Here is a 22,126-nt window from a genome sequence, read left to right as displayed (position 1 = left end):
GATGTAGCCAACTATTTTCATATAGATAACCGATAATGACGCAGAACTGATAATCATGCCATCTTGTCTGTGTTACTAAATTCAAAAGGACACCGGGCATTCTACAAAACACCTGTTTTCCCCAGCGGGGGTATTAATTCTTCTTTCGCTGGTTGCAACTGTAATCATGAAGATGTTTCTATGCCTAAGTCTTTTGGATGTATTTTGACAGTTGCACCAGAGCTTCCTGCACTACTTGCCTTATGAATTCACCATCCTTAATATCCTCTTCGCCTTTAAACTCCGGAGCCGTTCCGTCTACTGACGTAAAATCACCTCGCATAGTCCGAGCCAGTGCATTGTCGCTGTTGGCAAGTTCCTGGAATCTACGGCCTGCGTATTTCAATCCTCTCGCCAGTGACCCTGCCGGGATATACTCGCGCATGGAATATCCCATAGCAACAATTGCTTTCTTGATCGGATCCCCCATGCCGTAGAGCATTTGCAGCTCGATATCCTTTGAAGAAATCCCCAGAGTTTCGGCAAGGCCCATTACATGAGCGATGCTTCTAATATTGTGTGTAGCAAATGCGGGCTGAATGACATCCCGATTGAGCAGCATGTATGTGCATAATCCTTCGTAATTAGCATCTGTTGATGGCTTGAAATTCCAGACCGGGCTTTTCCGGCCTTCTTCCTGAGCTTCTTCCCGTTCATGGACAAGGTAGGCTCCCTTGACCAACCTGATCGGAACCCGGAAGCCCTTCATCTGCGCCCACTTGGCGAGAGCTACCACATCTTTTGCGGAGTCGCGCAGATAAGCCTGAATAACGACACCCAGACGCAAGCTGCCGTCATGGTTACGGATCAGGGACGGATTTTCCTCAACAACTTCCCTGAATATTTCCAAGGTCATGTCCTTGAAGACATATTCCTCCATGTCGATACGGAGAAATAACTTTTTGGGGGATTGTTTTGCCGCTTCAAGCAAGGCAACCAGTGCGGATTTGATTTCTTTTCTTTTAGCTGCTGCTTTTTGGGGATCGGCCATATCCACTGCACTTTCCTGATTATGGACCAATGCGGAAAATTTGAGGGACACGGCCAGTTCCGGGATATTTTTATCGCGGACAAATTGCTCTATGAGTTTGAGATAGTAGTTGCGGTAATCCCGTGCATCCTGCGGTGAAAGAGAGGCGTCGCCCACGTTGTCCAGACTGGATTCCATTCCGTCCTTTTTCAGGCGGGAAATCAGGTTGAAGACCGTATTCACTTCTTTTCGGGAATCAGCGCCTTCTGTTTCCACCGGAAAAATGAACGGTTCACTCATCCATTTTACAAGCGGCATGGCAAAGAAAAAAATATTGCGAGCAGTCCCGCTATCACCAAGGGTTTCAAGAAACCACTGACTACATCCCGCCATTGGCCCCCACATGCTTAGGTCGATCAGGTTATTTCGCAATCGGTCTGAAAGAGAACTCTCGTCACTGTCCAGATACGCCTGAAGTTGTTTCTCAATGGTATCCAGCTTTTGTACAGTAATAGTTTCGGCATGCAGAAAAAACTTTGAAGGGCTGCTATCAGTCCGCTCAGGTTGTCCGGCCCATAAGAGAGGAGCCTCTGAACCTATTAAAAATTGAATACAACAAACAAGTGCAATAGTCCGGAAGAAAAAACGTTTCATTTTCCTGTGCTCTTTTTTGTATTTTTAAAAATAAACAACTGCCAAAATAATTACTATTTTTAATTTTTCTTATCAATAACGCCCCAAGGATATTAAGACAACAAGCTGTTGAAGATAATATCTTGTATCTATATATTCAAGGTGTTATTAATTTCAGTCGCATACAAGAAGTCACCAACCGGAATACCGTAATAAAACCGGAATTATTCAGGGAGAAATGAATGCCGAATAAACAGGATACCATCAAAAAAGTATTAAATATTCTGAATGAGGAAATAGTTCCAGCGCAGGGGTGTACAGAGCCAATTGCCATTGCTCTGGTTGCCGCCAAGGCCAAAGAGGTTCTGGAAGAACAACCTGAACACGTAAAAATCTTTGTTTCCGGGAACATAATAAAGAATGTAAAAAGCGTTGTTGTGCCTAACAGCGGAGGAATGATCGGTATTGAGACTGCGGCAGCCATGGGCATTGTTGCCGGGGACTGCAAAAAAGATTTGATGGTCATCAGTTCGGTCACCGAACATGACATGGAAAATGTCAGGGAATACCTTAAAAAGGTATCATTTGAAATCGTCCATGAAAATACTCCGGTTAAACTTTACGTACGGGTTGAAGCTTTTGCCGGAGACAAAAGTGCTCTCGTGGAAGTGCAGTACCTGCACACCAACCTCACCAAGGTGGTCAAAAACGGACAAATTATTCTTGACCGTGGATTCAGCCCGGAAAATTTCAATACAACCCAGGAAGACCGATCCATCCTATCGGTTCAGCTGATTTACCAGCTAGCCAAAGACATAGATTTAGATCTGATCCGACCGCTGTTCGAACAGGTAATAGAACTCAACACCACTATTGCGGATGAGGGGCTGCAAAATACTTACGGAGTGAACATCGGCAGCAGTATCGTTAAAAATATCGAACAGGGAATTTACGGAGACGATATCCGGAACCGCTGTGCCAGTTACGCTGCCGCAGGAAGTGACGCAAGGATGAGCGGCTGTCCTCTTCCGGTAATGACCACCAGCGGCAGCGGCAATCAGGGCATGACCGCCTCACTGCCCGTGATCATGTATGCTCGGATGAAAGTAATATCCGATGAAGAATTGATCAGAGCCCTTTTTCTGTCCCATCTTTGCACAGTACACATTAAGACTCAGGTAGGTCGCCTGTCCGCTTATTGTGGTGCCATGTGTGCTGCAGCCGGTGTCAGCGGGGCAATTACTTTCCTGCTCGGCGAAGATTATACTACCGTGACCCACGCCATTATAAACACTCTGGGAAACATTTCCGGTGTGATCTGCGACGGCGCAAAACCTTCCTGTGCCATGAAAATCGCCACCGGCATTTACGCAGCCTTCGATTCCGCCACTCTGGCCTCCTACCACAAGGATCTTCATGGAGGTGATGGAATTGTAGGCAGCGATGTGGAAGCCACAATCCGCAACATAGGAGAGCTGGCCAGTTGCGGAATGAAGCAGACCGATGACGTTATACTGAAAATTATGACTTCTTAATCTATAATAGTTGTAACAGGGATTTGTTCCATCGACACTCATGTTCATGCAGAGTGCCTGTTTTCAAAATCAGCTATAACCGCAAAGGTGCGCACACATGAAAATGAATTCAAAAGACTGGGGATGGGTTGCTGTTAATATCGGCATGGGAATCGGGGCGGGGATCGTATTCCTGCCCATTCAGGCCGGACTTGTCGGGCTGTGGACATTTCTGCTGGCAATCCTCATTGCCTATCCAGCCTTATACCTGTTTCAGCGAATGTACATAAATACCCTAATCGAGTCTCGGGATGCCTCGGACTATCCAACGACCATCAGCGAATATCTAGGCAGCAAATCGGGAGCGGCACTGGGCATCATATATTTTGTAATGCTTCTGATCTGGCTCTGCGTGTACAGTGAAACTGTCACGAATGACAGTGCTTCCTATATCCAAAGTGCAGGGTTGACTGAGGGGCTGTTGTCCACAAACCATCTATATGCCCTGCTGTTGATTTGTTTTCTGGTTTTTCTCGCTTTTGCAAGTAAGAATTTGCTGTTTCACCTGTCCAAGGTTCTTGTCGTCGTCATCCTTTCATCTTTGATCATTCTTGCCTTGATGATCACTCCCCAATGGGATTTCGACAATATAAAAGACATTTCTTCCATCTGGAACATGCTCTCACAGACTATCGTGACACTGCCCTTTGCCATGACCTCGATTCTGTTTCTGCAATCATTGAGCCCAATGGTAGTCTATGTACGCTCCGAATACGAGGACATCACTGTTGCCCGGGAAAAAGCATTTCAGATAATGAACCGCGCCTTTCTAATTCTGGCCAGTGTGGTCTTTTTATTTGCATTTTCATGCACCATGTCCATAACGCATCAGGATGCCTACAACGCCTTTGTACAAAACACATCTTTTTTGGCGATAATGGCCAAGGTCATACCAGGAACATTTGTCCCTGCTCTGGGAGTGACCATAGACATTTGTGCTGTAACCACTTCCTTTTTCGGAGTGCTGCTCGGACTGCATGAAGCCTGTGTCGGGCTTTATTTCAACCTTTTCCTTGGAAACAGATCCAAGGAGTCGGTTAACATGAGCATGCTCTCCGCCGGGGTTGTGGCTCTTATAGTGCTGCTCGGCTGGACCGCGACCATAGTCGATTTTCCGATTCTTTATTTCACCAGCATCTGCAGTCCTATTTTTGCTGTCATCGGCTGCTTTATTCCCGTTCTTCTTGTTTACAAAGTGGACGCCCTGACCAAATACCGGGGACTGCAACCCCAAATAATAGTGCTGACAGGAATCCTGTTGGTGCTGTCACCCTTGATTGCCCTAGTCAATCATCAATAAAAACTAGTGGTACAGCTACACCCAATATTATTTAACAACATCCTTCAGAACGGGATCATCCTTAAATGCTTCATGCACATTATCCAGAGTCACGACCTGAGGCTTCAGCAGCAGGGCCGGTACAATCTTCACACCGTTATTGTAATTTGTAGTGTCGGTTATTTCGGGACTTTCACCTCGGCTGAGCGCGTCCACCATGGAAACTGTAGCACGGACCAAATTCTTGCTATCATTTTTTATAGTTGCATATTGCTCTCCACGCATGATGGATTTTACGGATTCAACCTCTGAATCAAGGCCTGTCACCACCGGTAGATCCTTGCCCGCCGCCCTGACCGAGGTGATGGCGGCCCGGGCCATGGTATCATTGGGTGCCAGCACTCCGTCAAGATTACCATTCCGGTATGTACCAGCGAGAATGGTATCCATACGCCGCTGGGCATTTTCCGCCTTCCAGCCTTGGGTCGAGGCCTGAGAAAATTTAGTCTGACCTGATTTTATGATCAGGGAGCCATCATCAATCAGAGGCTTGAGGACACTCATCGCTCCCTTAAAAAATATCAGGCTGTTGGAATCATCCGGGGAACCTGCGATCAACTCCACCGTCCATGGAGGCGTGCCTTTCAATTTTTTCAATCCCTCCAGCAATGCCTGCCCCTGCAGGACCCCTATCTGGAAATTGTCGTAAGCCACGTAGTAATCCACATCAGCGGAATTCTTGATCATGCGGTCATAAGCGATGACCTTAGCTCCGGCCTCTTTTGCTTCCTTAACCTGAGAGCCTATCTGCGCCCCATCAATAGCTCCGATGACAATATATTTAGCACCCTTGGCGACCATAGTAAGAATCTGGTTCTGCTGCTCAGCCACACCTGAATTTGCGAACTGCACATCATAACGAAGTCCGGCATCGGTAAGGGCTTTTTTGAATTCCTTCTCAGCCAGCACCCAGTTTTCAGAAGTTTTCTGAGGCATGGCCACACCTACAAAATCTCCCTTTGCAAGAGAAACTGCGGCATTATCAGTAAAATCCTTCCCGCTACCAAACAGCCCGGCACCGGCTATCCCCAATCCGGCAATCACTGCTACCGTAATCGCAACCACCGCCGGTCTTGCAAAGGCCGGTTTACGCGCCCCTGCTCCGCCACTTGCGCCATGTGACCGAAAGATCAACCCCAGCAGAGAAGGTTTACCCTGCGTCTTGTTGTAGACATCAAAAGCTACGGCCAAAAGCAGAACAAGACCTTTGACCACCTGAGTCAGGTCAGCCCCCACGCCCATGAGCTGTAATCCGTTATTAAGCACGGCCATGACCAATCCGCCAACAACCGAACCGATAACCGTGCCTACTCCGCCGCTTACCGCCGCCCCGCCGATAAATACGGCGGATATGGCATCAAGCTCCCAGTTCATTCCGTCAAAAGGACCAGAGGCTGTTGCCCGGCCAATAAACATCAGCCCGGCAAGCGATGCAAGGACCGACATATTAACCATGACCAGAAAAACAATTCGTTTGGAATTGACCCCTGAAAGCTCCGCCGCATGCAATGCCCCGCCCACGGCATAGATGTGGCGACCGAAGACAGTACGTTTGGTAATAAAACTGTAGCTCAGGGTCAGGCAGAGCAGGATCAGGCCAGGAAAGGGAAAGGAAGTACCGGGACGTCCGCTGGCGAAAAGATAGGTGGCGAAAAGGATTACCGCACTTAAACCTGCGATCCGAAGCATATCCAGCCCCGGAGCAGCAGAAGAACCACCGAAACGGATGGCGGCACGCCGGGATATCAGTGTACTTGCAACAAGCCAGAGTATTGCCGCAGCCCCCAGCATCAGGGTCAGGTTGTTAAAACCGGTATCCGGACCTATGGATGGAAGATATCCCGCACCCAGAAATTGAATATCAGCGGGAACCGGTATGGTATTTGATTGTCCGATAAGCTGGTTGGCCCCCCTGAAAAGCATCATACCACCCAGGGTAACCACAAAAGCCGGGATGCCCACATAAGCCACCCAGAATCCCTGCCACGCGCCGATAGCTGCTCCCATGACCAGACAAAACATCACCCCCTGCACCGGGGAAAATCCCCAGTCCCGCAAGGCAATGGCCGTCATTACCCCGGTCAGGGCGGCTACGGAACCTACGGAAAGATCTATATGTCCGGCAATAATAACCAGTGCCATACCGATGGCCAGCACAAGGATATATGCATTTCCGTTAAGCAGGTTGAGCATGTTTGCGGAAGTCAGGACCAGTCCGTCTGTTTTGACTTGAAAAAAGACCGTCAGGGCCACAAGTGCGAACAACATTCCGAACTGTCTGATGTTGCCCGTAAAAAGACTCTTGCTATTTTCCACTGCGCATCTCCTTTTCCGTGAAAGTGGTCATCAGCCGCATCAGTTTTTCCTGATCGGCTTCGGCCTTGTCCAAAACTCCGCTGATCTCACCTTCCCTGATTGTGTATATCCGGTCCGCCAGCCCCAGCAGTTCAGGAAGCTCCGAGGAGATGACAATCACACCCCTGCCTTCTTCCGCCAGTTGAAAAATGAGTTTATAGATTTCGTATTTCGCACCGACATCGATGCCTCTGGTCGGTTCGTCAAGGATGAGCAGATCAGGATCGGTAAACAGCCATTTGCCGAGAACAACCTTCTGCTGGTTTCCTCCGGAAAGTGTGGCAACGTTGACATCCACCCCTGCTGACTTGATATCCAGTGAACTGCGGTAGCTTTCGGCTACGGACAACTCCTGCTTCAAGTCAAGGCAGCCCATGTGCACTATGCGCTGCAACGCGGCGGAAACGATGGAAGTCTTGATGTCGTCCAGCAGGTTAAGTCCCAGACTTTTTCGGTCTTCCGAGATATAGGCCATCCCCTCGGCAATAGCCCTTGCAACCGTGCGCGGCGCGATCTCCCTGCCGTCCTTGAGAATTGTCCCCCGCTCAAAGATTCCATAGGAATGACCGAATATGGAACGGGCAAGTTCTGTGCGCCCGGCCCCCATGAGCCCTGCGAACCCGATTATCTCCCCGCGTCTGACAGAAAAATCCATATTCTTGCAGGCGTATACTTCAGGGACATCCGGTTTACGCACAGTCCAGTCCCTGACCTCAAAAAATACATCTTTTATATCCGGCGTTCGTTCCGGGAAGCGGGATGTCAGAGCCCTTCCGACCATGCCGCGAATGATCCTGTCTTCATCAAGCCAATCCTTTTCAGCCCCCCCGGGACGCAGGGTTTCAACGGTCCGCCCATCCCTGATGATGGTAACTGCATCGGAAACAGCCCGAACCTCATTCAATTTATGGCTGATCATAATGCAGGTCATTCCCTTTGCGCAAAGGCCGCGCAACAGTTCCAGCAACTGCTCTGAATCATCTTCATTCAAAGCCGCTGTCGGCTCATCAAGAATGAGTAGTCTGGCATCCTTACTTAGGGCCTTGGCTATCTCCACCAGTTGCTGCTTGCCCACCCCGAGATTCTTGACCGGGGTATCCGGATTTTCGTGCAGCCCGACCCTGTCCATCAACTTGCGGGCTTTGGAAGTGGCTGCCGGCCAATCGATAATTCCTTTTTCCGCGACCTCATTGCCGAGAAAAATGTTTTCGGTAATGGACAGCTCCGGAATCAGGGCCAGTTCCTGATGTATGATGGCGATACCGGCCCCTTCAGCGTCACGGATATTCCTGAAATCGGCATGGCTGCCCTGAATAAGGATTTCCCCGGAAAACGATCCCTGCGGATAAACCCCGGACAGGACGCGCATTAACGTTGATTTGCCTGCTCCGTTCTCTCCGCAGATTGCGTGTATCTCAGCGTTTTCAACTGTTAGCGAAACCCCGTCAAGAGCCTTTACTCCTGGGAATTCCTTAACAATATCACGCATCTCAAGTAATGCGTTCATAACCTGTTTTCTCCCGGTATTCATGGGTTGAACATCTACTTTGAGATATTACTCCAGCATTCACGATTGATTTCATTCTCACTACTGGCAATGGCACAGGTAACGGCAAGGTCACCGGTTACGTTTGTGCAGGAGCGGCCCATATCGAGCAGAGCGTCAATGCCGAAAATCATGGCGTAAGCCAATGCCGCAGGTGAGCCGGGCGTAACATCCAATCCCACGGAATTCAGGACTATCATAAGCATGATTGCCCCGGATCCGGGAATACCGGCTGTCCCTAGCGAAGCCAGAACAGTAGTTCCAATTATGGTCATCTGCTGGTTGAATGTCAGGGGTTCACCAATGGCAAATCCAATAAAAAGCGCGCATACTCCCTGATAGATTGCAGTGCCATCCATATTGACAGTCGCTCCAAGAGGCAGGGAAAAAGAATAAATTCCCTTGTCCACTCCCAGCTCCTTATCAGCAACTTCCATGCTGATGGGCAGCACCCCGCTGCTTGTTCTGGTTACGAATGCGGCAATGGAGGCAGTTTTTATTTTACGAAAAAAGACAATAGGGTTTACTCCGAAAAACAGCAGTCCGCCCCCGTAGACCACAAGAACATGGGTGGCGAAAGCAATATAAATTGCACATACAACCATTCCCAATGGGCCAAAAGCACCGGCTCCCTGCGAGCCGAAAACAACGGCAATGAGGGCGAACACGCCGATGGGGACATATTCCAATACCCAGCCGATCACGATGTACATAACCTCGGCCAGCCCCTCAAACAGGTAAAAGAGGGAATCACCGGCATTTTTGATACGTTCATCCTCGCTGTGGCGCAGGATGGAAATGGCGATTCCCATGGAAATGCAGAAAAAAATGGTTGCCAGCACATCGCCTTCAGCAATGGCCTGAAAAGGATTAGTGGGGATGACCATGATCAGGACATCCCAGAAGGAGGTTTCATTGAAAGGAATAGGGGCGAGGGTTACACTGCCGGCAGCAAGCTCAAGCCCCTTGCCGGGATGAAAAAGATTACCATAAAACAAACCTATGACTACGGCAAAGGCTGTTGTCAGCATATAAATTCCCATGCATTTCGCACCGACCTTTCCCAACTGACTGGGGGTTACGCTGCCTGCTCCCACGATGATTGTGGAAATGATCACCGGCATCACAATCATTTTCAATGAACGGACCAGAATATCCCCCACCGGGGAGAAAATTTCAGCCTGCGGCCCCATTATCAACCCGACCACGACACCAAGTATAAGTCCGACTATTATCCGGACCAGCAAATTGGTTTTGAAATACCAGGATAACATTTTTCCTCCTTGAAATCAGTTGCTATATATTTATTATATGATTCAAAGGAAAACGCTCAATAACCCCTTCTTGCAGCTGCACCCCATCTCCCACCAATATCACATGATGCTTTCAATGTACTCCCGAATCACTTTTTCATCACGACCCTCGGTAGAAACAAAGTATCCTCTGGCCCAAAAGCCTTGCCCCGCGTAAACGCGTGCTCGACCTTCGATTTCACGGGCAATGTGAATTGCACTCTTACCTTTTATAAAACCAACAACTTGGGCTACCGAATATTTGGGAGGGATATTAACAACATACGCACATGATCGTTGCATAAGTGGCCTTCCTGCAACATAGCTGGAGAGTTCCAGAGGACTAATGTAAAAATAGCGGCAATAGGTCCACAGATTATTTGCAGGGACCAACCGCAATCCCAGCCAAAACTTTTCCCGATTTTCCAATAGACATAACTTCGTACAGCTATGGATTAGCGGCTTTTCGGCATCTGCTGAGAAATGCAATGAATACCACCGCCACCGGCATTTACATTTTCAGGATTAATCCGGACTATTCTGCGATTGGGAAATACCTTTTCAAAAATTTGCTGCACCCGTGCATCTTTTTCTTTCATACGTTCGCTACGCCCCTCCTTCCAGTAGGTCGGGACCAAAACAACATCATTAGCAACCAAAAAATTCATGTAGCTGGCAGCCAAAACGATGGTTACGGGTTCGCCTTTTTTGAATGTATAACCTTTTACGTACTCCAATTCTGCCAATTTCTGATAAATCGGATCTTTGTCGGTCACGGTTACTTCAATAGGTTCAGCGATAGGGACTCGTACAATAGTAAATGGTTGCCCATCCTGATCCACAGCATGGCTGAGAATATTATAGTTGGTTTCCATACGTTCATAGGTGATGGCATCAACTTTATCTTCGTCTCGTTCGGCCTCCGAAACCTCGGCAAGTAGAATGGTATGCGGGTCGGCGAAACGTGCGTATTCGTCAATATGACCGCCGGTAGTCATCACCGGCAGCTTACCATTTGGCAACGGTCCATAATACGTCAGATCATCATCAGCCAGACCCTGCTTCAGCCAGATGACATTTCGAACATTGCAAACGCGTTTAAGCTCGTCGGTAATTTGTTCCTTTGTCATGCTTGGATTACGCTGCAGTTCTACAGCCTCTGTGGTGAGCAATGTGCCACGACCGTTCGACTCGCGATCACCGCCTTCACTGATCAAAGAAGAACGAACAATGGGTAATTTCAAATCACGCGCAACCAGACGGTCCACGCGCTCGTCCTCCATCGCGTCCGGGTCGGTGGGGTTGCTGTAGCTCCATTCATTAAACCCAAAATCTGCGACTCGAAGCCCCCCCTTTCTATTGGAAAGAAAAATAGGCCCCATATCCCGAACCCAAACATCGGTATGCGGGACGGAATGATAACGCACTTTTCCCTCGGGTATTTCTAACGATGCAACCCATTGTTCAGCTTTTGCACGGTCGTCCTCATCCTGTACAAGCAGATCAATGTAGTGATTTGGTGCCAATGCCTTGATCATGGCCCCCTGAACCTCAGATATCGGGCGCCCAGCCAAATTATCGTAACAAGGATAAGCCAGCCACACTGATTCAATAGCCTCAAACTCCCCAGGCAACACAAAGGAATCCGCTGCCTGTACAGCCTTTTCATTAACATCCTGATTCCGCAACTCTGACGCCGACACGTTATTCCAACAGCCAAACATGCAGGGAATAAACAGCAGTAGACCAAAGCACATCCATTTATTTCTTTTCATAAGTGTTCCTCCTTTTGTTTCCTCAATAACCCGGCTTAATGATTTATGTCGAGCTTGATAATTATATGGGTGGAATTAAAATTCAAAAAAACATCCCATCTAGCCTAGTCAGCCCTAAAAATGAAAATGCCCCGAAAAATTATTTTCGAGGACATTCATGTAATATGCAGGTAATGCCTTCCGGGTTAAGGTTACATATGGAGCTACAGTCAAATTGGACGATACACAGTTACGTCTTTGTGGCACAAATTACATGGCTGTTCGGAGCCGATAGTTAAGTCCGCCATGGACATAAGAAAGCTCCCCATCAGGTGAAAGGTTCGTAGCCTAAAGGGGCTATCTTACCTTGTTCATCCAATGGGGGGCGATTCAGTTCAGGGGATTTCTTTATATTATTATGATATGATTTAAAGTTCCTGGGTCACTTTTATGTGAGAAATTTTAATTCAATTTCCTCTGTGCCTTCTTTTTGCTCCATGTCAAAACGACCACTAATTGCAATTGAGAAATCTCGTTTACTTGCTGCATCGATCAATAATTTTTCAATCTCGGAAACTGCTTCGTCAGTGCAGTCAGCGTGGAAAAAAATTTTAAGGTAGCTGGGATTTTCATCATCAAATTGAATTAAAAAAGGGTTGTTTTCCACAAAAACAAGATCGTCATATGTATGGGTAATGTTCAATCCGATACTCTCGAGTATGTCCTTAGTTATTCCCAATGGTCTAAGCTTCATAGTGCGTAGCTCCGTCATGAGTTTGTTGAATTGTAATTCAGGTTTACTGCTGGCTTTCAGTTTAACTACCATAGCTGGATTACTGTTTAAAAGCATAAATAAATACGATTTAAGTATATTGAATATTTTAATTTGTTGTATTTGAAAAACAGATCATTCAAAACTCTGACGAATTACTGTTTTTATTTTCCCGCAATTTCACATTTGCAGATTTTCAATAAAAAAGACCGCATAAATGCGGCCTAAAAAAAAGATTAAATATCAATCAGGTTAAATTATATCCGACTTCCTGAGCTTCAAAGACAGCCCGGCCAACATAAGCAGGACTACATCCCGTAATATTGTCATCTGCATATTGGAGGCAGTGGAAGCATCTGTTGAAAAACAACCACAAGCTACGTCTATTCCGCGATAAAGATTCGCAGACAAAGCTGCAATAAAAACCAGCAGCATGGTTACAAGAATGACTGCAGCAGCATCAATGAACACACCACAGACAAGCATTGCCCCGCAAACAAATTCCAGCCACGGCAGAAAAAAAGCAACAGGACCGATCATTATTTCAGGCAATAACTGATAATTTTTAATAATTTCTGCGAAAGCAAGCGGATCGATAATTTTATCCAGACTGGCGACTATAAATACAAGTCCCAAAAAAATACGGGATAGTGATCTAAAACTCATTAATTCGCCTCCAAATCCATTCCGGCTCCAATCCAGCCGTCTATTCCTTCAACATATACAGAAATACTCTTAAGACCTATTTCCTGTATTTTTTTAGCCACAATGCGACTCTTACCGCAAGAGAGACCGTCACAATAGACTATAACCGGAACCTGCGGGGGAATCTGCGCAACCAACCCTGCAAGCTCTTCTCCCACCGCCCAAGAAGGAATATTCAAGGCACCGGGAATGTGTCCCATAGCAAAATCCATATCACTGCGGGCATCAACAAAAAAGAAATTCCCGGAAACAAAATCCTTAACCAGCTCAGAGGTACTTATTTCAGCTATCTGAGGTGGCTGCGGATGATTCAACTCCGTAAACGTATATGGCTTAAGGCGTGCATCATTAAAAACTACCGCCAATCCGCCGGAGATTAAACTAATTAATATTACTTTGACCAGAAACCCGGCCATTTTCCCAAACTTCATTTGGACTCGCCTGAGTTAGAATTTAAAACTATCCCGCAGGATTTCCCAGCAAAACTTGGAAAAGATTGCACGGTTTCAAAAGGGAAAGCAAGTACAGCGCAGAATTATATTGCAATAAAAAAGGGTGTGTTCATGAAGAACACACCCTTCTTTCAGCGAGACCGGACACCCGGGATAAACCGTTACCGCTGCTTCCTTTCGGACCTGACGGGGTTCACAGCGCACCCGCCATCCGGCCTCTCTGTCAAAAAAACTTTTGTCGTTGCGACGAGGTGAAATACATATTGATTCCAGCTGAAATTGTCAAGCCTTATCGATAAAATTTCAAAGTTATTTTAAAAATTCTTTAAAAAAAGAAGTCTACTACGCTTATCTTGAAATTTAAAACCGCAAACATTCAGCTTTATCTCGCCAGCTGTTTCTGATTTACTATGCAAACTCAACCGCACAAACAAATCTCAATCCCGGAGCATAATATGGACGCAAAAAATGTTAAAGATGTTGAAGGCATCAAAGTTCAGCAGATAGCCTACAAAGGCGAAAACCATGAAGTTAAAGGGGTAACCATCCGTTGGTTATCCAAATCCGGCCAGGATGAAAACGGACAGCCCGAATACGGACTGCGCCACTTCACAGTTGAACCCGGCGGAGAAATTCCGGCCCACAACCATTTCTATCTTCAGACAGTTTATGTGGAAAAGGGTCAGTTCGAATGTTTCACTTACGACCCGCAAACGGATGAAGTTGTTGAAAGCCAAATTTGCGGTCCCGGAGATTTTGTTTTTTCAGACTGCATGGAACCGCACGGCATGCGCAATATCAGCGAGACAGAAGAAGCAACATTCCTCTGCTGCATCGGTTGCGTTTACGAGAAATAAATTCAATTATAAAAGATTGAAACAATTTGAAAAGGCCCGCTCAGTATCACAACGGGCCTTTTCAATTTAGTGTCGGTGTTGATCCAAATTGCCGGTTTGAATCAGGAGTTATAGTGTCAATTCTGAAAAGCTTCTTGCCCTAATTATACATTATGAGGCTTTTTTTGCAATCTGAATTCTATAATTAATTATGTCATCTACGGTCAGTACAGGTATGTCGTGCTTCTGGCCGAACTCAACAATCTCCGGCAGTCTGGCCATGGTACCATCAGGTTTGGTCAGCTCACAAAGCACGCCACATGGATTAAGTCCTGCTAGAGTCATCATATCCACGGTAGCCTCAGTATGCCCTTCTCTCTCGAGCACACCACCGGACCGGGCCCGCAAGGGAAATACATGTCCGGGCCTGTGCAGATCGGCAGGGGTGGCGCCATCAGCAATGGCTGCCTTTACCGTGGTAACCCGATCAGCTGCGGAAACACCTGTGGTTACGCCCTCGGCGGCTTCAATAGTAACGGTGAACCCGGTCTGATAACGGCTGGAGTTCTCCTCGACCATCATAGGCAAGTTGAGCTGCTCAATCTTTTCCTCGGTCAAACAAAGGCAGACAATGCCGCTGCATTCGCGGATCATCATAGCCATCTGCTCGTCACTGAGCATTTCCGCGGAAAAGATAAGATCACCTTCGTTCTCGCGGCTTTCATTGTCAGTAACAAGAATGCCTCGGCCTTCACGCAAAGCCTGAAGACCTTTCTCCACCCTCTCAACAGGGGTACCATACTGGGATAATAGATTCTGATTCATGGTAAATCTCCATAAATTGTTACCAGAATCAGGGCGATAGAATAGACAGCTGCCCGTAAAGGAACAGCGCGCAAGTGTAGGGAAGACCACCTGCGGTATGACTGTCTCATTCTCTTTCATCCGGACTTTAACCGTCGGCTCCGGAATCACACCGGATCTGCTGACCCTTCTCACCGATTGAAAAGGCGCTCGCGGGCTGTCTTTAAATATAAAGAATCACCGCCGGTGGGGAATTTCACCCCGCCCTGAGAATTAAGATATTTTTTTCTACTGATAAACCCACCCTTTAGTCAAGGGCAAAATAAAACCCCGCTCCAGAAAGAACGGGGTGAATAATTACATGACGAATGAGACTGCTATTTAAAACTGTCTTCAAAAAGTTTTTCTATAGCCTTTCTGCCGGAGTCCTCAAGAAAACGGGTTCCGGTTGCTGTGAAGTGCCTGTGAGTGATTTTAGGGTCAGCGCACTCCGCCCACTTTTCTTTTTCCCAGCAGAACCATTTATTCGAGTCCTGAGAAAATACATACAAGGGCTTATTGCAGATTTTAGCAAATTCAGCACCCCAGCCGGTTCCACCTTTCACGGTGCCGTCTTCAAGGATACTGCCGATAATGAAAATTTCATGACCGCTGTTCACCTGCCAGCAGATGGATTGCAAGACTTTGCGAAAAATAGGGGCGCGGGTAAAGCTACGGTTCATCAGCTTGGAAACATAGGTAAGGCTGACATCCTTGCTTTCAAGCTCCTTCTCGGTGAGCACACGCAGGCCGCGTTTACGGGCATTCTGGTGACCTTCGAAACTGTAGTTAACTTCCTGCAGGCCATACTTTTCAGCATTCACTCCGAACTCACTTTCAGTGCCGGAAGCACCGCCACTATATAAGATAAACTCTTTAGGATTACTCATTCCTTCCTCCAGTGTTGGCTTGTCTAGATTCGTGAAACGACTGATACATAAAAATGATCCAGTCCACAATCGTGATTTTCGGTTGAACTACAATTTGCACCTGACTTGTTGCATACGACAAAATTTTGATCTTATCCACATAAAACAATGATTTTCACGGATTAAGATAAAACCTTAATATTCAACACGCAACTTTAAATTACGCTATTGATGTACTGAAAAAAATTTTCTTTACCGTAATGTTTAAGCAATATAATTCTGTTCTTTTCCATTCTGTAAAGTACTAAGTGCATAAATTGGTATTGTATTAACATAAACAACACCCTTGTTACAAAATTCACATACCATGAGATATACATTATACACCTACAAAGACAGGACAAATATTCCGGTAATCACAGAGACGAACTTTAATGATTTTTTTACTCACTAATGAGATCTGGACAAAGACTAAAAATAGTGTATTATGCACTTGTTGATTCGGGCTGGAAAATCTCAAGACGATAGTAGCCAAGGCTAAACCGTACAGGAGGTTTTTATGAACAAACACAGCACTATAGAAGAGACTCCAGAAGCTTTTAAAAAATTGGAAAAGAACAATCCTCAAAAGTATCGTTCTGTGAGCAAGCACATTGCCGCCATGGTCAAGTCTCTGGATGAACAGGAAAGAAACAGCTCTTCCGAATCTAAAGCGGAAGACAATCAGGACTAAGTCCTGCGCCTCAATCTCTTACTCATTCTCTAAAAAGCAGTTATATATTCCGCAGAAATACCATGCGTCTGACTAGTTTGAATCAAGCCAGGCGGAAATACTGCTGACAAAATCGCCGGATAAGCAATCGATCCACTCTTGGTCTGTCCCCACTCCTTCTCCTACGGAAGGAGTAGCATCAATCATGACTATTTGATGGGGGGCAGACTGGAATCCGGTCAACATTACCGGCACAACCCTCTTCCAGTCACTGCCGACTCCGCGAAACCCTATGAAAGTAGGCAGGGTATCGGCAAGAACAGACGCAAGCCTTTCTGGAAATAGACCTTCATCAGGATGGTCTATAGTCAGAATGACAAACTTAAAAAGTCCCGCTGGCAAGTCCATGCGGGGCATTTTTTTGGCCCCGTACCCCCTTGCCCAGACACCGATACGTGCGGGATCAACCTTGGGATTTTGACGTAATTTGTCATACCCCCTGCGCAATTCCGCTGGGCTGAAATTATCCGGACAAAAGACAACAATCCCTTTGCCGCACAGATGTCTGGCTACTTCAGCAAATTCTTCGGATGGGATATCAATACCGTAAGGGACAAGTATGACTGCAGGATACCTGCCCTCTAAAGCCGGAACAAACAGATCACAACGTTCCTGCTCCTTTCCGCCTGCAACAGCATCCACTCTGCCCTTCACCGGATATTCAGCGGGCGCACCGTCCGGCATCCACATAAACCGGTGGATCCAATGTTCATCGCCGGGAAGAAAAACCACTGACCCTTTAACCGGCTCATCCTCATCAAAAGAAGGCCCGTAGGTATAAATAAAGTCGCCGTACTCAGTCTTCTTTAATTTTCTGATCAATCCGCTCTGTCGGTCATAAAGAATCAGCCGCCCATGTTCAGCGCGTCCATCAATGATAACCACCTGCCGCCCTGTAAATGTCTCATAATGCCCACGGAAATCGTTCTCATCAAACTCATATGCAGCCAGAGCGGATAGAGAGCGCGCTTCTGAACCTCGCTTGAGCACCATAGTCGAATTACCTACGGTTATTCCTTTACCCTGCCGCAAAACAACAGCATCCGGGCTTTTTGATGAGCCAATTTCAATATGGGGATAATTTTTGGCAGGCCGGGTAATCCGTTCATCCTGAAGATGCTCAGATTCTGCTTGTACCTTGCTACTTTGATCCGGTTTGTGACTGGCTGGCTTATGAGGTTTTAAGCGCTTGATCTTGTCAGCTCGGAGCTTTGGCTTGAGTTCTGTCCTGCTCAGGTCTTTTTTCCCTTCAGGACGGTGCGTATTTTTCTTCTTCACTGAGTCAAAAGAGCTAAAATCTTTCTTAAAAGGCTGCAGGTCTTTTGGAAGGTCAATGAGCTGTATCTCAAATGGATCAACCTGATCATGAACCGGCACTACAAAATCAGCCAGAATAAACATGGCTGAGATATGCAACAAAATAGAAAGCAGTGCGGCAAGGTAACGCAAAATTCCTCCGAGTTCTTAACCACAGATTATTCCTGAATATGGATTTTTTCAACTCATGAGTTAATTTTTTATTTCATTCCAAGATGATATGGATTTATTATCTCTCCAACTGAACACCTATTCAGTATATATAAAAACAATAATTCAATTTTATGGTTGACAGTTACAGAGAATACACATAGATCCTTCTTCACTTGAGTCGGGATGTAGCGCAGCCTGGGAGCGCACTTGAATGGGGTTCAAGGGGTCGGAGGTTCAAATCCTCTCATCCCGACCACAAGAAGGAACCCCGAAAGGCCACTGAGCAATCAGTGGCTTTTTTCTTTTGTAAAGACAAAATTAAAAAAGCCGTGGACTGGTCCACGGCTTTTTTTAATTGAAAATATATTCAGCTAAGCCCTACTCCGGCGCAGCAACCCTTCGCACAGTAATCTGATAGTTTTCAGGAATTCCATCCTGCGCCCTGTTAAGCATGAGATCGAGGACAAGATACGCTTCGCTCTCCCCATCAGCACGCTGCCTGATCATCATATCTTTCGGCGAGATTTCAATATCAGTATTAAAGGTAACAATCCTGCGCATGGAAACAACAGCCTTCAATCCTTCGATGCGTTCACCGTCCGCCTTAATCAGAGCCACATCATCTTTAGCCATTCCGGGTAAAATCATTATATTTCCTCATTTTTTAATTAATACATGGATCGCGCCATCATAGTCCTGTGATCGGCAAAGTCAAATTTTAACCTATTAAAGTATGAAACCAGAATCACAGCACAATGCCGCATGCTGTTTCACCGGCGAAAGTAATAAGTATCCGGTAATACGTATTAATTAAAGTTTGCGCGCAGAGCAATTAACTACAGAATCTTATGGAACTAAAAAATTACCCTGCCACAAAGTAAATCTTCTCGCTCAGTAAAGATGAAAATGCTATAATAACCTGTCTTGAATCCCGTACATCCCTCCTGACACGCCTTAAAACAATGCGTCCCTGCGGTTCAAGATCAAAACCACCCAATATGGACAGTCACGAACAAATCCATATCAACAGGTCATTAAAACGCAACCTTTCACCCCAAGCATGCAAACTTATAAAAAGGAGGTCCTCATGAAATTAAACAATGTGCTAATGCTGGCAGTCTTCATCACGACCATATTTTTCACAGGGTGCAGCACAGCTTACAAAGCAGTAATGGACGAACGCAGTATCAGCACCCAGACTGCGGACGCAACCATATCGGGGACAATCATGAAGAAATATCTTGATGACGACGATGTCTCCGTTATGGGCATTGAGCCGTACACCTTTGCGGGACATGTTTATCTGGTGGGCGAATATGAGAACCTCGGCCAAAAATCAAAAGCAATCTCAATAGCCGAGAATGTTGAAGGGGTAACGAATGTAACCCAATACCTTTTACTTAAAAAGGAACTCCCCGACTGCGGGACAACCGAAAACCTGTCTATTCTGGCTGACGTAAAATCATCATTGATCGGCGATGGAGATATCTGGTCTACAAATGTTGAAGTAAAAGTAGTTCAATGTCAGGTAGTGCTTTTAGGGCTGGTTGGGTCCGAGTCTGAAATCAATAAATCAATCACCCACGCAAAAAACACGGAAGGGGTTCGTAAAGTGAAATCATATCTTCGCGTCTCCAATAAACCATGAGGACAGATCATATAAAAAAATCCCCTTACAACATCTGTTGTAAGGGGATTTAAAATTCAAGCTGGCGGAAAGGAGAAGATTCGAACCTCCGATAGCGTTAACTATACACGCTTTCCAGACGGGTAAGACAACAAACTCAGTCAAGCAAATTCAAGTATTTTAGATACTTAAAATTTTTCAGATAAGATCAAATGCACCAATTTTACCCCATATTTATTAAGTTTTGGTGCAAATTTGGTGCATAACTTTTTTTTAAACCGCTACCGGAACATCAAACTTAGCCTCTCCCGGATCACCTCATAGAAATCAGTTTTAGACTCAGTTTATTTGCAGGCTGCATATTTTCAGCAAAGATATTTTATACTATTGATATTACTCTAATACTGACATATTTACAGTTCAGAACTAATATTTGCAGACCATTCAACTCTTTGAGACCTATAATGAAATTTCTAAATTTCAAATTGCGCATTGCTACTCCAAAATTATTAAAAATAAGTTACCAGACACTCGTCAAAACATTGTATGTGGCTATTTTATTAGTAATATTTTTATTCTTTATAAAACAATTCATTCAATCTCCACCACCCAATATATGTGGTTCACTAGACCCAGACTTAAATTGGTGGAATTTAACGATGCTCCATCTTAAAGAAGGTTCAAAAGATGGTATTGCCAACTACATCATATACAGAAACATCGGACTTTTTGTAGCTGGTTTTATAGGTGCTTTTCTTGCCTTTTGGCGTTCAAAAAGTCTTTCCCGGCAAGCAACAGTAGCTGAGCAAGGGCATATAACAGAAAGAATTATTCGTGCTTCAGAGCAATTAGGAAGTCCAGAAGTCCATGTTCGGATTGGGGCTATTTATACCTTATGGAGAACTGCCACTGATACGAATCTAGAAGCAGACAAGAGTATGATTCTAGATATGTTATGTGCTTATATAAGAAGCCCTACCGAAAATCATGCTAATAAGAATTCATTAAGCCTTAAAGATAACTACGGTATAATTCGCAAAAAAAATACAGAGGAAAGAATAAGAGATGATGTTCAGATATGTTTAAATCTTTTATGTAAAAAGATTGTTGAACTTGACCTGTCGTCGCCATATTATTGCAATCTTAAAAATTCATTCTTAAAAAATTCTGACCTCGGGGATGCTGACCTCAGGGAGGCTGACCTCAGGGATGCTGACCTCACGGGGGCTAAACTCAGGGAGGCTGACCTTACGAAGGCTGACCTTACGAAGGCTGACCTCAGTTGGGCTGACCTCAGTTGGGCTTACCTCGGGGGGGCTAAACTCGGGGGGGCTTGCCTAAGGGGGGCTGACCTCGGGGGGGCTTACCTCACGGGGGCTAAACTCAGGGAGGCTGACCTCACAGAGGCTCACCTCAGTTGGGCTGACCTAAGGGGGGCTGACCTAAGGGGGGCTGACCTCGGGGGGGCTTACCTCAGTTGGGCTGACCTAAGGGGGGCTGACCTAAGGGGGGCTGACCTCACGGGGGCTAAACTCAGGGAGGCTGACCTCACAGAGGCTCACCTCAGTTGGGCTGACCTCACGAGGGCTTACCTCTTTGAGACGAAACTCACGGAGGCTAAACTCAGGAAGGCTGACCTCACGGAGGCTAAACTCAGGATGGCTGGCCTCACGGGGGCTTACCTCTCGGAGACGAAACTCACGCAGGCTGACCTCAGGGGGGCAGAACTCTCAGGGGCGAAACTCGCGTGGGCTGACCTCACGGGGGCTAACCTCTTTGATACTAACCTCACGCAGACAGACCTTACGAGGACTAACCTCTCGGGGACGAAACTCGCGTGGGCCGACCTCACGGGGGCGAAACTCACTAGGGCTGACCTCACGGGGGCAAAACTCACGAGAGCTCTCCTCACAGGGGCGAAACTCACGCAGGCTAACCTCACGGGTGCTAACCTCTCGGGGACGGAACTCACGGGGGCTATCCTCACGGGGGCGAAACTCACTAGGGCTGACCTCACGGGGGCTTACCTCAGGGGGGCTGAACTCACGGGGGTTGACTTATGGTCAATACGCACGAGCTCTATAAATATAGGAACAAATGAAATAAAACTAGATCCGAATCAGCAAGATATTCTTGGGTTAACTGCTTATAAACACATAATGTCGAATACAAAATAACTTTATGCTTTCTCCCCCTCAACCGAGGTCACATACCCCCCACCCCCCAATTTATGAGTAGCGCGGGTAATAGACCAAATCCCGTTCTTTAACAAAACGAC

General features: G+C 46.3%; 18 protein-coding genes, 1 tRNA gene, 1 other RNA gene, 1 pseudogene and 1 riboswitch. Of the genes and pseudogenes, 7 read left to right on the top strand and 14 right to left on the bottom strand.

The window, feature by feature from the left end:
* Positions 1-184: 184 nt before the first annotated feature.
* Positions 185-1,663 (bottom strand): proline dehydrogenase family protein, encoded by a 1,479-nt coding sequence (locus tag ACKU41_RS01515; RefSeq protein ID WP_321403649.1) that lies wholly within the window; start codon positions 1,661-1,663, stop codon positions 185-187.
* A gap of 221 nt (positions 1,664-1,884) precedes the next feature.
* Between ACKU41_RS01515 and ACKU41_RS01510 the strand changes: the two genes are divergently transcribed.
* Together ACKU41_RS01510 and ACKU41_RS01505 are read left to right on the top strand one after the other, a co-directional pair.
* Positions 1,885-3,177, top strand: coding sequence for an L-serine ammonia-lyase, iron-sulfur-dependent, subunit alpha (locus tag ACKU41_RS01510; RefSeq protein WP_319781157.1), 1,293 nt, complete (start codon positions 1,885-1,887; stop codon positions 3,175-3,177).
* A gap of 97 nt (positions 3,178-3,274) precedes the next feature.
* Complete coding sequence (locus tag ACKU41_RS01505) at positions 3,275-4,516, top strand: hypothetical protein (RefSeq protein WP_321403646.1); 1,242 nt, start codon at positions 3,275-3,277, stop codon at positions 4,514-4,516.
* Between the two features lie 27 nt (positions 4,517-4,543).
* On the opposite strand, the gene ACKU41_RS01500 is transcribed toward ACKU41_RS01505, so the two are convergent.
* The 9 genes and pseudogenes from ACKU41_RS01500 to ffs all read right to left on the bottom strand — a co-directional run bounded on the left by ACKU41_RS01500 (position 4,544) and on the right by ffs (position 13,655).
* The gene (locus ACKU41_RS01500) at positions 4,544-6,871 is read right to left on the bottom strand and encodes a substrate-binding domain-containing protein (protein ID WP_321403644.1); all 2,328 of its coding nucleotides are present in this window, start codon (positions 6,869-6,871) and stop codon (positions 4,544-4,546) included.
* On the bottom strand, positions 6,861-8,417 hold the full coding sequence (locus ACKU41_RS01495; protein ID WP_321403642.1) for an ATP-binding cassette domain-containing protein: 1,557 nt from the start codon (positions 8,415-8,417) through the stop codon (positions 6,861-6,863). The genes ACKU41_RS01500 and ACKU41_RS01495 overlap by 11 nt, the downstream gene beginning before the upstream one ends.
* Before the next feature lie 35 nt (positions 8,418-8,452).
* Positions 8,453-9,730: a dicarboxylate/amino acid:cation symporter gene (locus ACKU41_RS01490; protein WP_321403641.1), complete on the bottom strand. Its 1,278-nt coding sequence runs from the start codon at positions 9,728-9,730 to the stop codon at positions 8,453-8,455.
* 99 nt (positions 9,731-9,829) lie between these two features.
* Positions 9,830-10,065, bottom strand: a pseudogene (gene tnpA, locus ACKU41_RS01485) (IS200/IS605 family transposase); the annotation flags it as partial.
* Positions 10,066-10,203: 138 nt separating this feature from the next.
* Entirely contained in the window at positions 10,204-11,523 is a 1,320-nt protein-coding gene (locus tag ACKU41_RS01480) for an agmatine deiminase family protein (RefSeq protein WP_321403639.1), read from the bottom strand.
* 427 nt (positions 11,524-11,950) lie between these two features.
* The gene (locus tag ACKU41_RS01475) at positions 11,951-12,328 is read right to left on the bottom strand and encodes a hypothetical protein (RefSeq protein ID WP_321403636.1); all 378 of its coding nucleotides are present in this window, start codon (positions 12,326-12,328) and stop codon (positions 11,951-11,953) included.
* A 198-nt stretch (positions 12,329-12,526) separates the two neighbouring features.
* The gene (locus ACKU41_RS01470; protein WP_321403634.1) at positions 12,527-12,940 is read right to left on the bottom strand and encodes a MauE/DoxX family redox-associated membrane protein; all 414 of its coding nucleotides are present in this window, start codon (positions 12,938-12,940) and stop codon (positions 12,527-12,529) included.
* Positions 12,940-13,410 (bottom strand): rhodanese-like domain-containing protein, encoded by a 471-nt coding sequence (locus ACKU41_RS01465; protein ID WP_321403632.1) that lies wholly within the window; start codon positions 13,408-13,410, stop codon positions 12,940-12,942. Before ACKU41_RS01465 ends, ACKU41_RS01470 begins: the two co-directional genes overlap by 1 nt.
* Positions 13,411-13,559: 149 nt before the next feature.
* An RNA gene (gene ffs / locus ACKU41_RS01460) (signal recognition particle sRNA small type) lies at positions 13,560-13,655 on the bottom strand.
* Between the two features lie 231 nt (positions 13,656-13,886).
* Between ffs and ACKU41_RS01455 the strand changes: the two genes are divergently transcribed.
* Entirely contained in the window at positions 13,887-14,288 is a 402-nt protein-coding gene (locus tag ACKU41_RS01455; RefSeq protein WP_319781173.1) for a cupin domain-containing protein, read from the top strand.
* A gap of 150 nt (positions 14,289-14,438) precedes the next feature.
* Here ACKU41_RS01455 and ribB read toward each other — a convergent pair whose 3' ends face one another.
* Together ribB and ACKU41_RS01445 are read right to left on the bottom strand one after the other, a co-directional pair.
* Entirely contained in the window at positions 14,439-15,092 is a 654-nt protein-coding gene (gene ribB, locus ACKU41_RS01450; protein WP_319781175.1) for a 3,4-dihydroxy-2-butanone-4-phosphate synthase, read from the bottom strand.
* Between the two features lie 104 nt (positions 15,093-15,196).
* A riboswitch (FMN riboswitch) is annotated at positions 15,197-15,349 on the bottom strand.
* Between the two features lie 99 nt (positions 15,350-15,448).
* On the bottom strand, positions 15,449-16,000 hold the full coding sequence (locus ACKU41_RS01445) for a hypothetical protein (RefSeq protein ID WP_319781177.1): 552 nt from the start codon (positions 15,998-16,000) through the stop codon (positions 15,449-15,451).
* 538 nt (positions 16,001-16,538) lie between these two features.
* Here ACKU41_RS01445 and ACKU41_RS01440 point away from each other — a divergent pair.
* Complete coding sequence (locus tag ACKU41_RS01440; protein ID WP_319781179.1) at positions 16,539-16,712, top strand: hypothetical protein; 174 nt, start codon at positions 16,539-16,541, stop codon at positions 16,710-16,712.
* Between the two features lie 72 nt (positions 16,713-16,784).
* Here the strand turns inward: ACKU41_RS01440 and ACKU41_RS01435 are convergent, their stop codons facing one another.
* Positions 16,785-18,200, bottom strand: a complete 1,416-nt coding sequence (locus tag ACKU41_RS01435; protein WP_321403627.1) for a hypothetical protein — start codon at positions 18,198-18,200, stop codon at positions 16,785-16,787.
* A gap of 200 nt (positions 18,201-18,400) precedes the next feature.
* On the opposite strand from ACKU41_RS01435, the gene ACKU41_RS01430 reads away from it, so the two are divergent.
* Positions 18,401-18,477: transfer RNA gene (locus tag ACKU41_RS01430), tRNA-Pro, on the top strand.
* Positions 18,478-18,599: 122 nt separating this feature from the next.
* Here ACKU41_RS01430 and ACKU41_RS01425 read toward each other — a convergent pair.
* A complete protein-coding gene (locus ACKU41_RS01425) occupies positions 18,600-18,869 on the bottom strand; it encodes a hypothetical protein (RefSeq protein WP_319781182.1) in 270 nt (89 codons plus the stop codon).
* A 439-nt stretch (positions 18,870-19,308) separates the two neighbouring features.
* Here ACKU41_RS01425 and ACKU41_RS01420 point away from each other — a divergent pair, with 439 nt between their 5' ends.
* Positions 19,309-19,869: a BON domain-containing protein gene (locus tag ACKU41_RS01420; RefSeq protein WP_321403625.1), complete on the top strand. Its 561-nt coding sequence runs from the start codon at positions 19,309-19,311 to the stop codon at positions 19,867-19,869.
* Positions 19,870-20,312: 443 nt separating this feature from the next.
* Positions 20,313-22,025 carry a pentapeptide repeat-containing protein gene (locus ACKU41_RS01415; RefSeq protein WP_321403623.1) on the top strand — a complete coding sequence of 571 codons (1,713 nt, stop codon included), beginning with the start codon at positions 20,313-20,315 and terminating at the stop codon, positions 22,023-22,025.
* Positions 22,026-22,126 lie beyond the last annotated feature (101 nt).

Origin of the sequence: Maridesulfovibrio sp., from assembly GCF_963678865.1 — a bacterium.
Lineage (GTDB): Bacteria > Desulfobacterota > Desulfovibrionia > Desulfovibrionales > Desulfovibrionaceae > Maridesulfovibrio.
Note: the sequence above shows the minus strand (reverse complement) of the source record. Positions and strands in the feature narration are given on the sequence as shown.

Coding starts and splice junctions, on each gene's coding strand:
- ACKU41_RS01515 (WP_321403649.1), bottom strand. CDS start 1,663: ATGAAACGTTTTTTCTTCCGGACTATTGCACTTGTTTGTTGTATTCAA.
- ACKU41_RS01510 (WP_319781157.1), top strand. CDS start 1,885: ATGCCGAATAAACAGGATACCATCAAAAAAGTATTAAATATTCTGAAT.
- ACKU41_RS01505 (WP_321403646.1), top strand. CDS start 3,275: ATGAAAATGAATTCAAAAGACTGGGGATGGGTTGCTGTTAATATCGGC.
- ACKU41_RS01495 (WP_321403642.1), bottom strand. CDS start 8,417: ATGAACGCATTACTTGAGATGCGTGATATTGTTAAGGAATTCCCAGGA.
- ACKU41_RS01490 (WP_321403641.1), bottom strand. CDS start 9,730: ATGTTATCCTGGTATTTCAAAACCAATTTGCTGGTCCGGATAATAGTC.
- ACKU41_RS01480 (WP_321403639.1), bottom strand. CDS start 11,523: ATGAAAAGAAATAAATGGATGTGCTTTGGTCTACTGCTGTTTATTCCC.
- ACKU41_RS01475 (WP_321403636.1), bottom strand. CDS start 12,328: ATGGTAGTTAAACTGAAAGCCAGCAGTAAACCTGAATTACAATTCAAC.
- ACKU41_RS01470 (WP_321403634.1), bottom strand. CDS start 12,940: ATGAGTTTTAGATCACTATCCCGTATTTTTTTGGGACTTGTATTTATA.
- ACKU41_RS01465 (WP_321403632.1), bottom strand. CDS start 13,410: ATGAAGTTTGGGAAAATGGCCGGGTTTCTGGTCAAAGTAATATTAATT.
- ACKU41_RS01455 (WP_319781173.1), top strand. CDS start 13,887: ATGGACGCAAAAAATGTTAAAGATGTTGAAGGCATCAAAGTTCAGCAG.
- ribB (WP_319781175.1), bottom strand. CDS start 15,092: ATGAATCAGAATCTATTATCCCAGTATGGTACCCCTGTTGAGAGGGTG.
- ACKU41_RS01445 (WP_319781177.1), bottom strand. CDS start 16,000: ATGAGTAATCCTAAAGAGTTTATCTTATATAGTGGCGGTGCTTCCGGC.
- ACKU41_RS01440 (WP_319781179.1), top strand. CDS start 16,539: ATGAACAAACACAGCACTATAGAAGAGACTCCAGAAGCTTTTAAAAAA.
- ACKU41_RS01425 (WP_319781182.1), bottom strand. CDS start 18,869: ATGATTTTACCCGGAATGGCTAAAGATGATGTGGCTCTGATTAAGGCG.
- ACKU41_RS01420 (WP_321403625.1), top strand. CDS start 19,309: ATGAAATTAAACAATGTGCTAATGCTGGCAGTCTTCATCACGACCATA.
- ACKU41_RS01415 (WP_321403623.1), top strand. CDS start 20,313: ATGAAATTTCTAAATTTCAAATTGCGCATTGCTACTCCAAAATTATTA.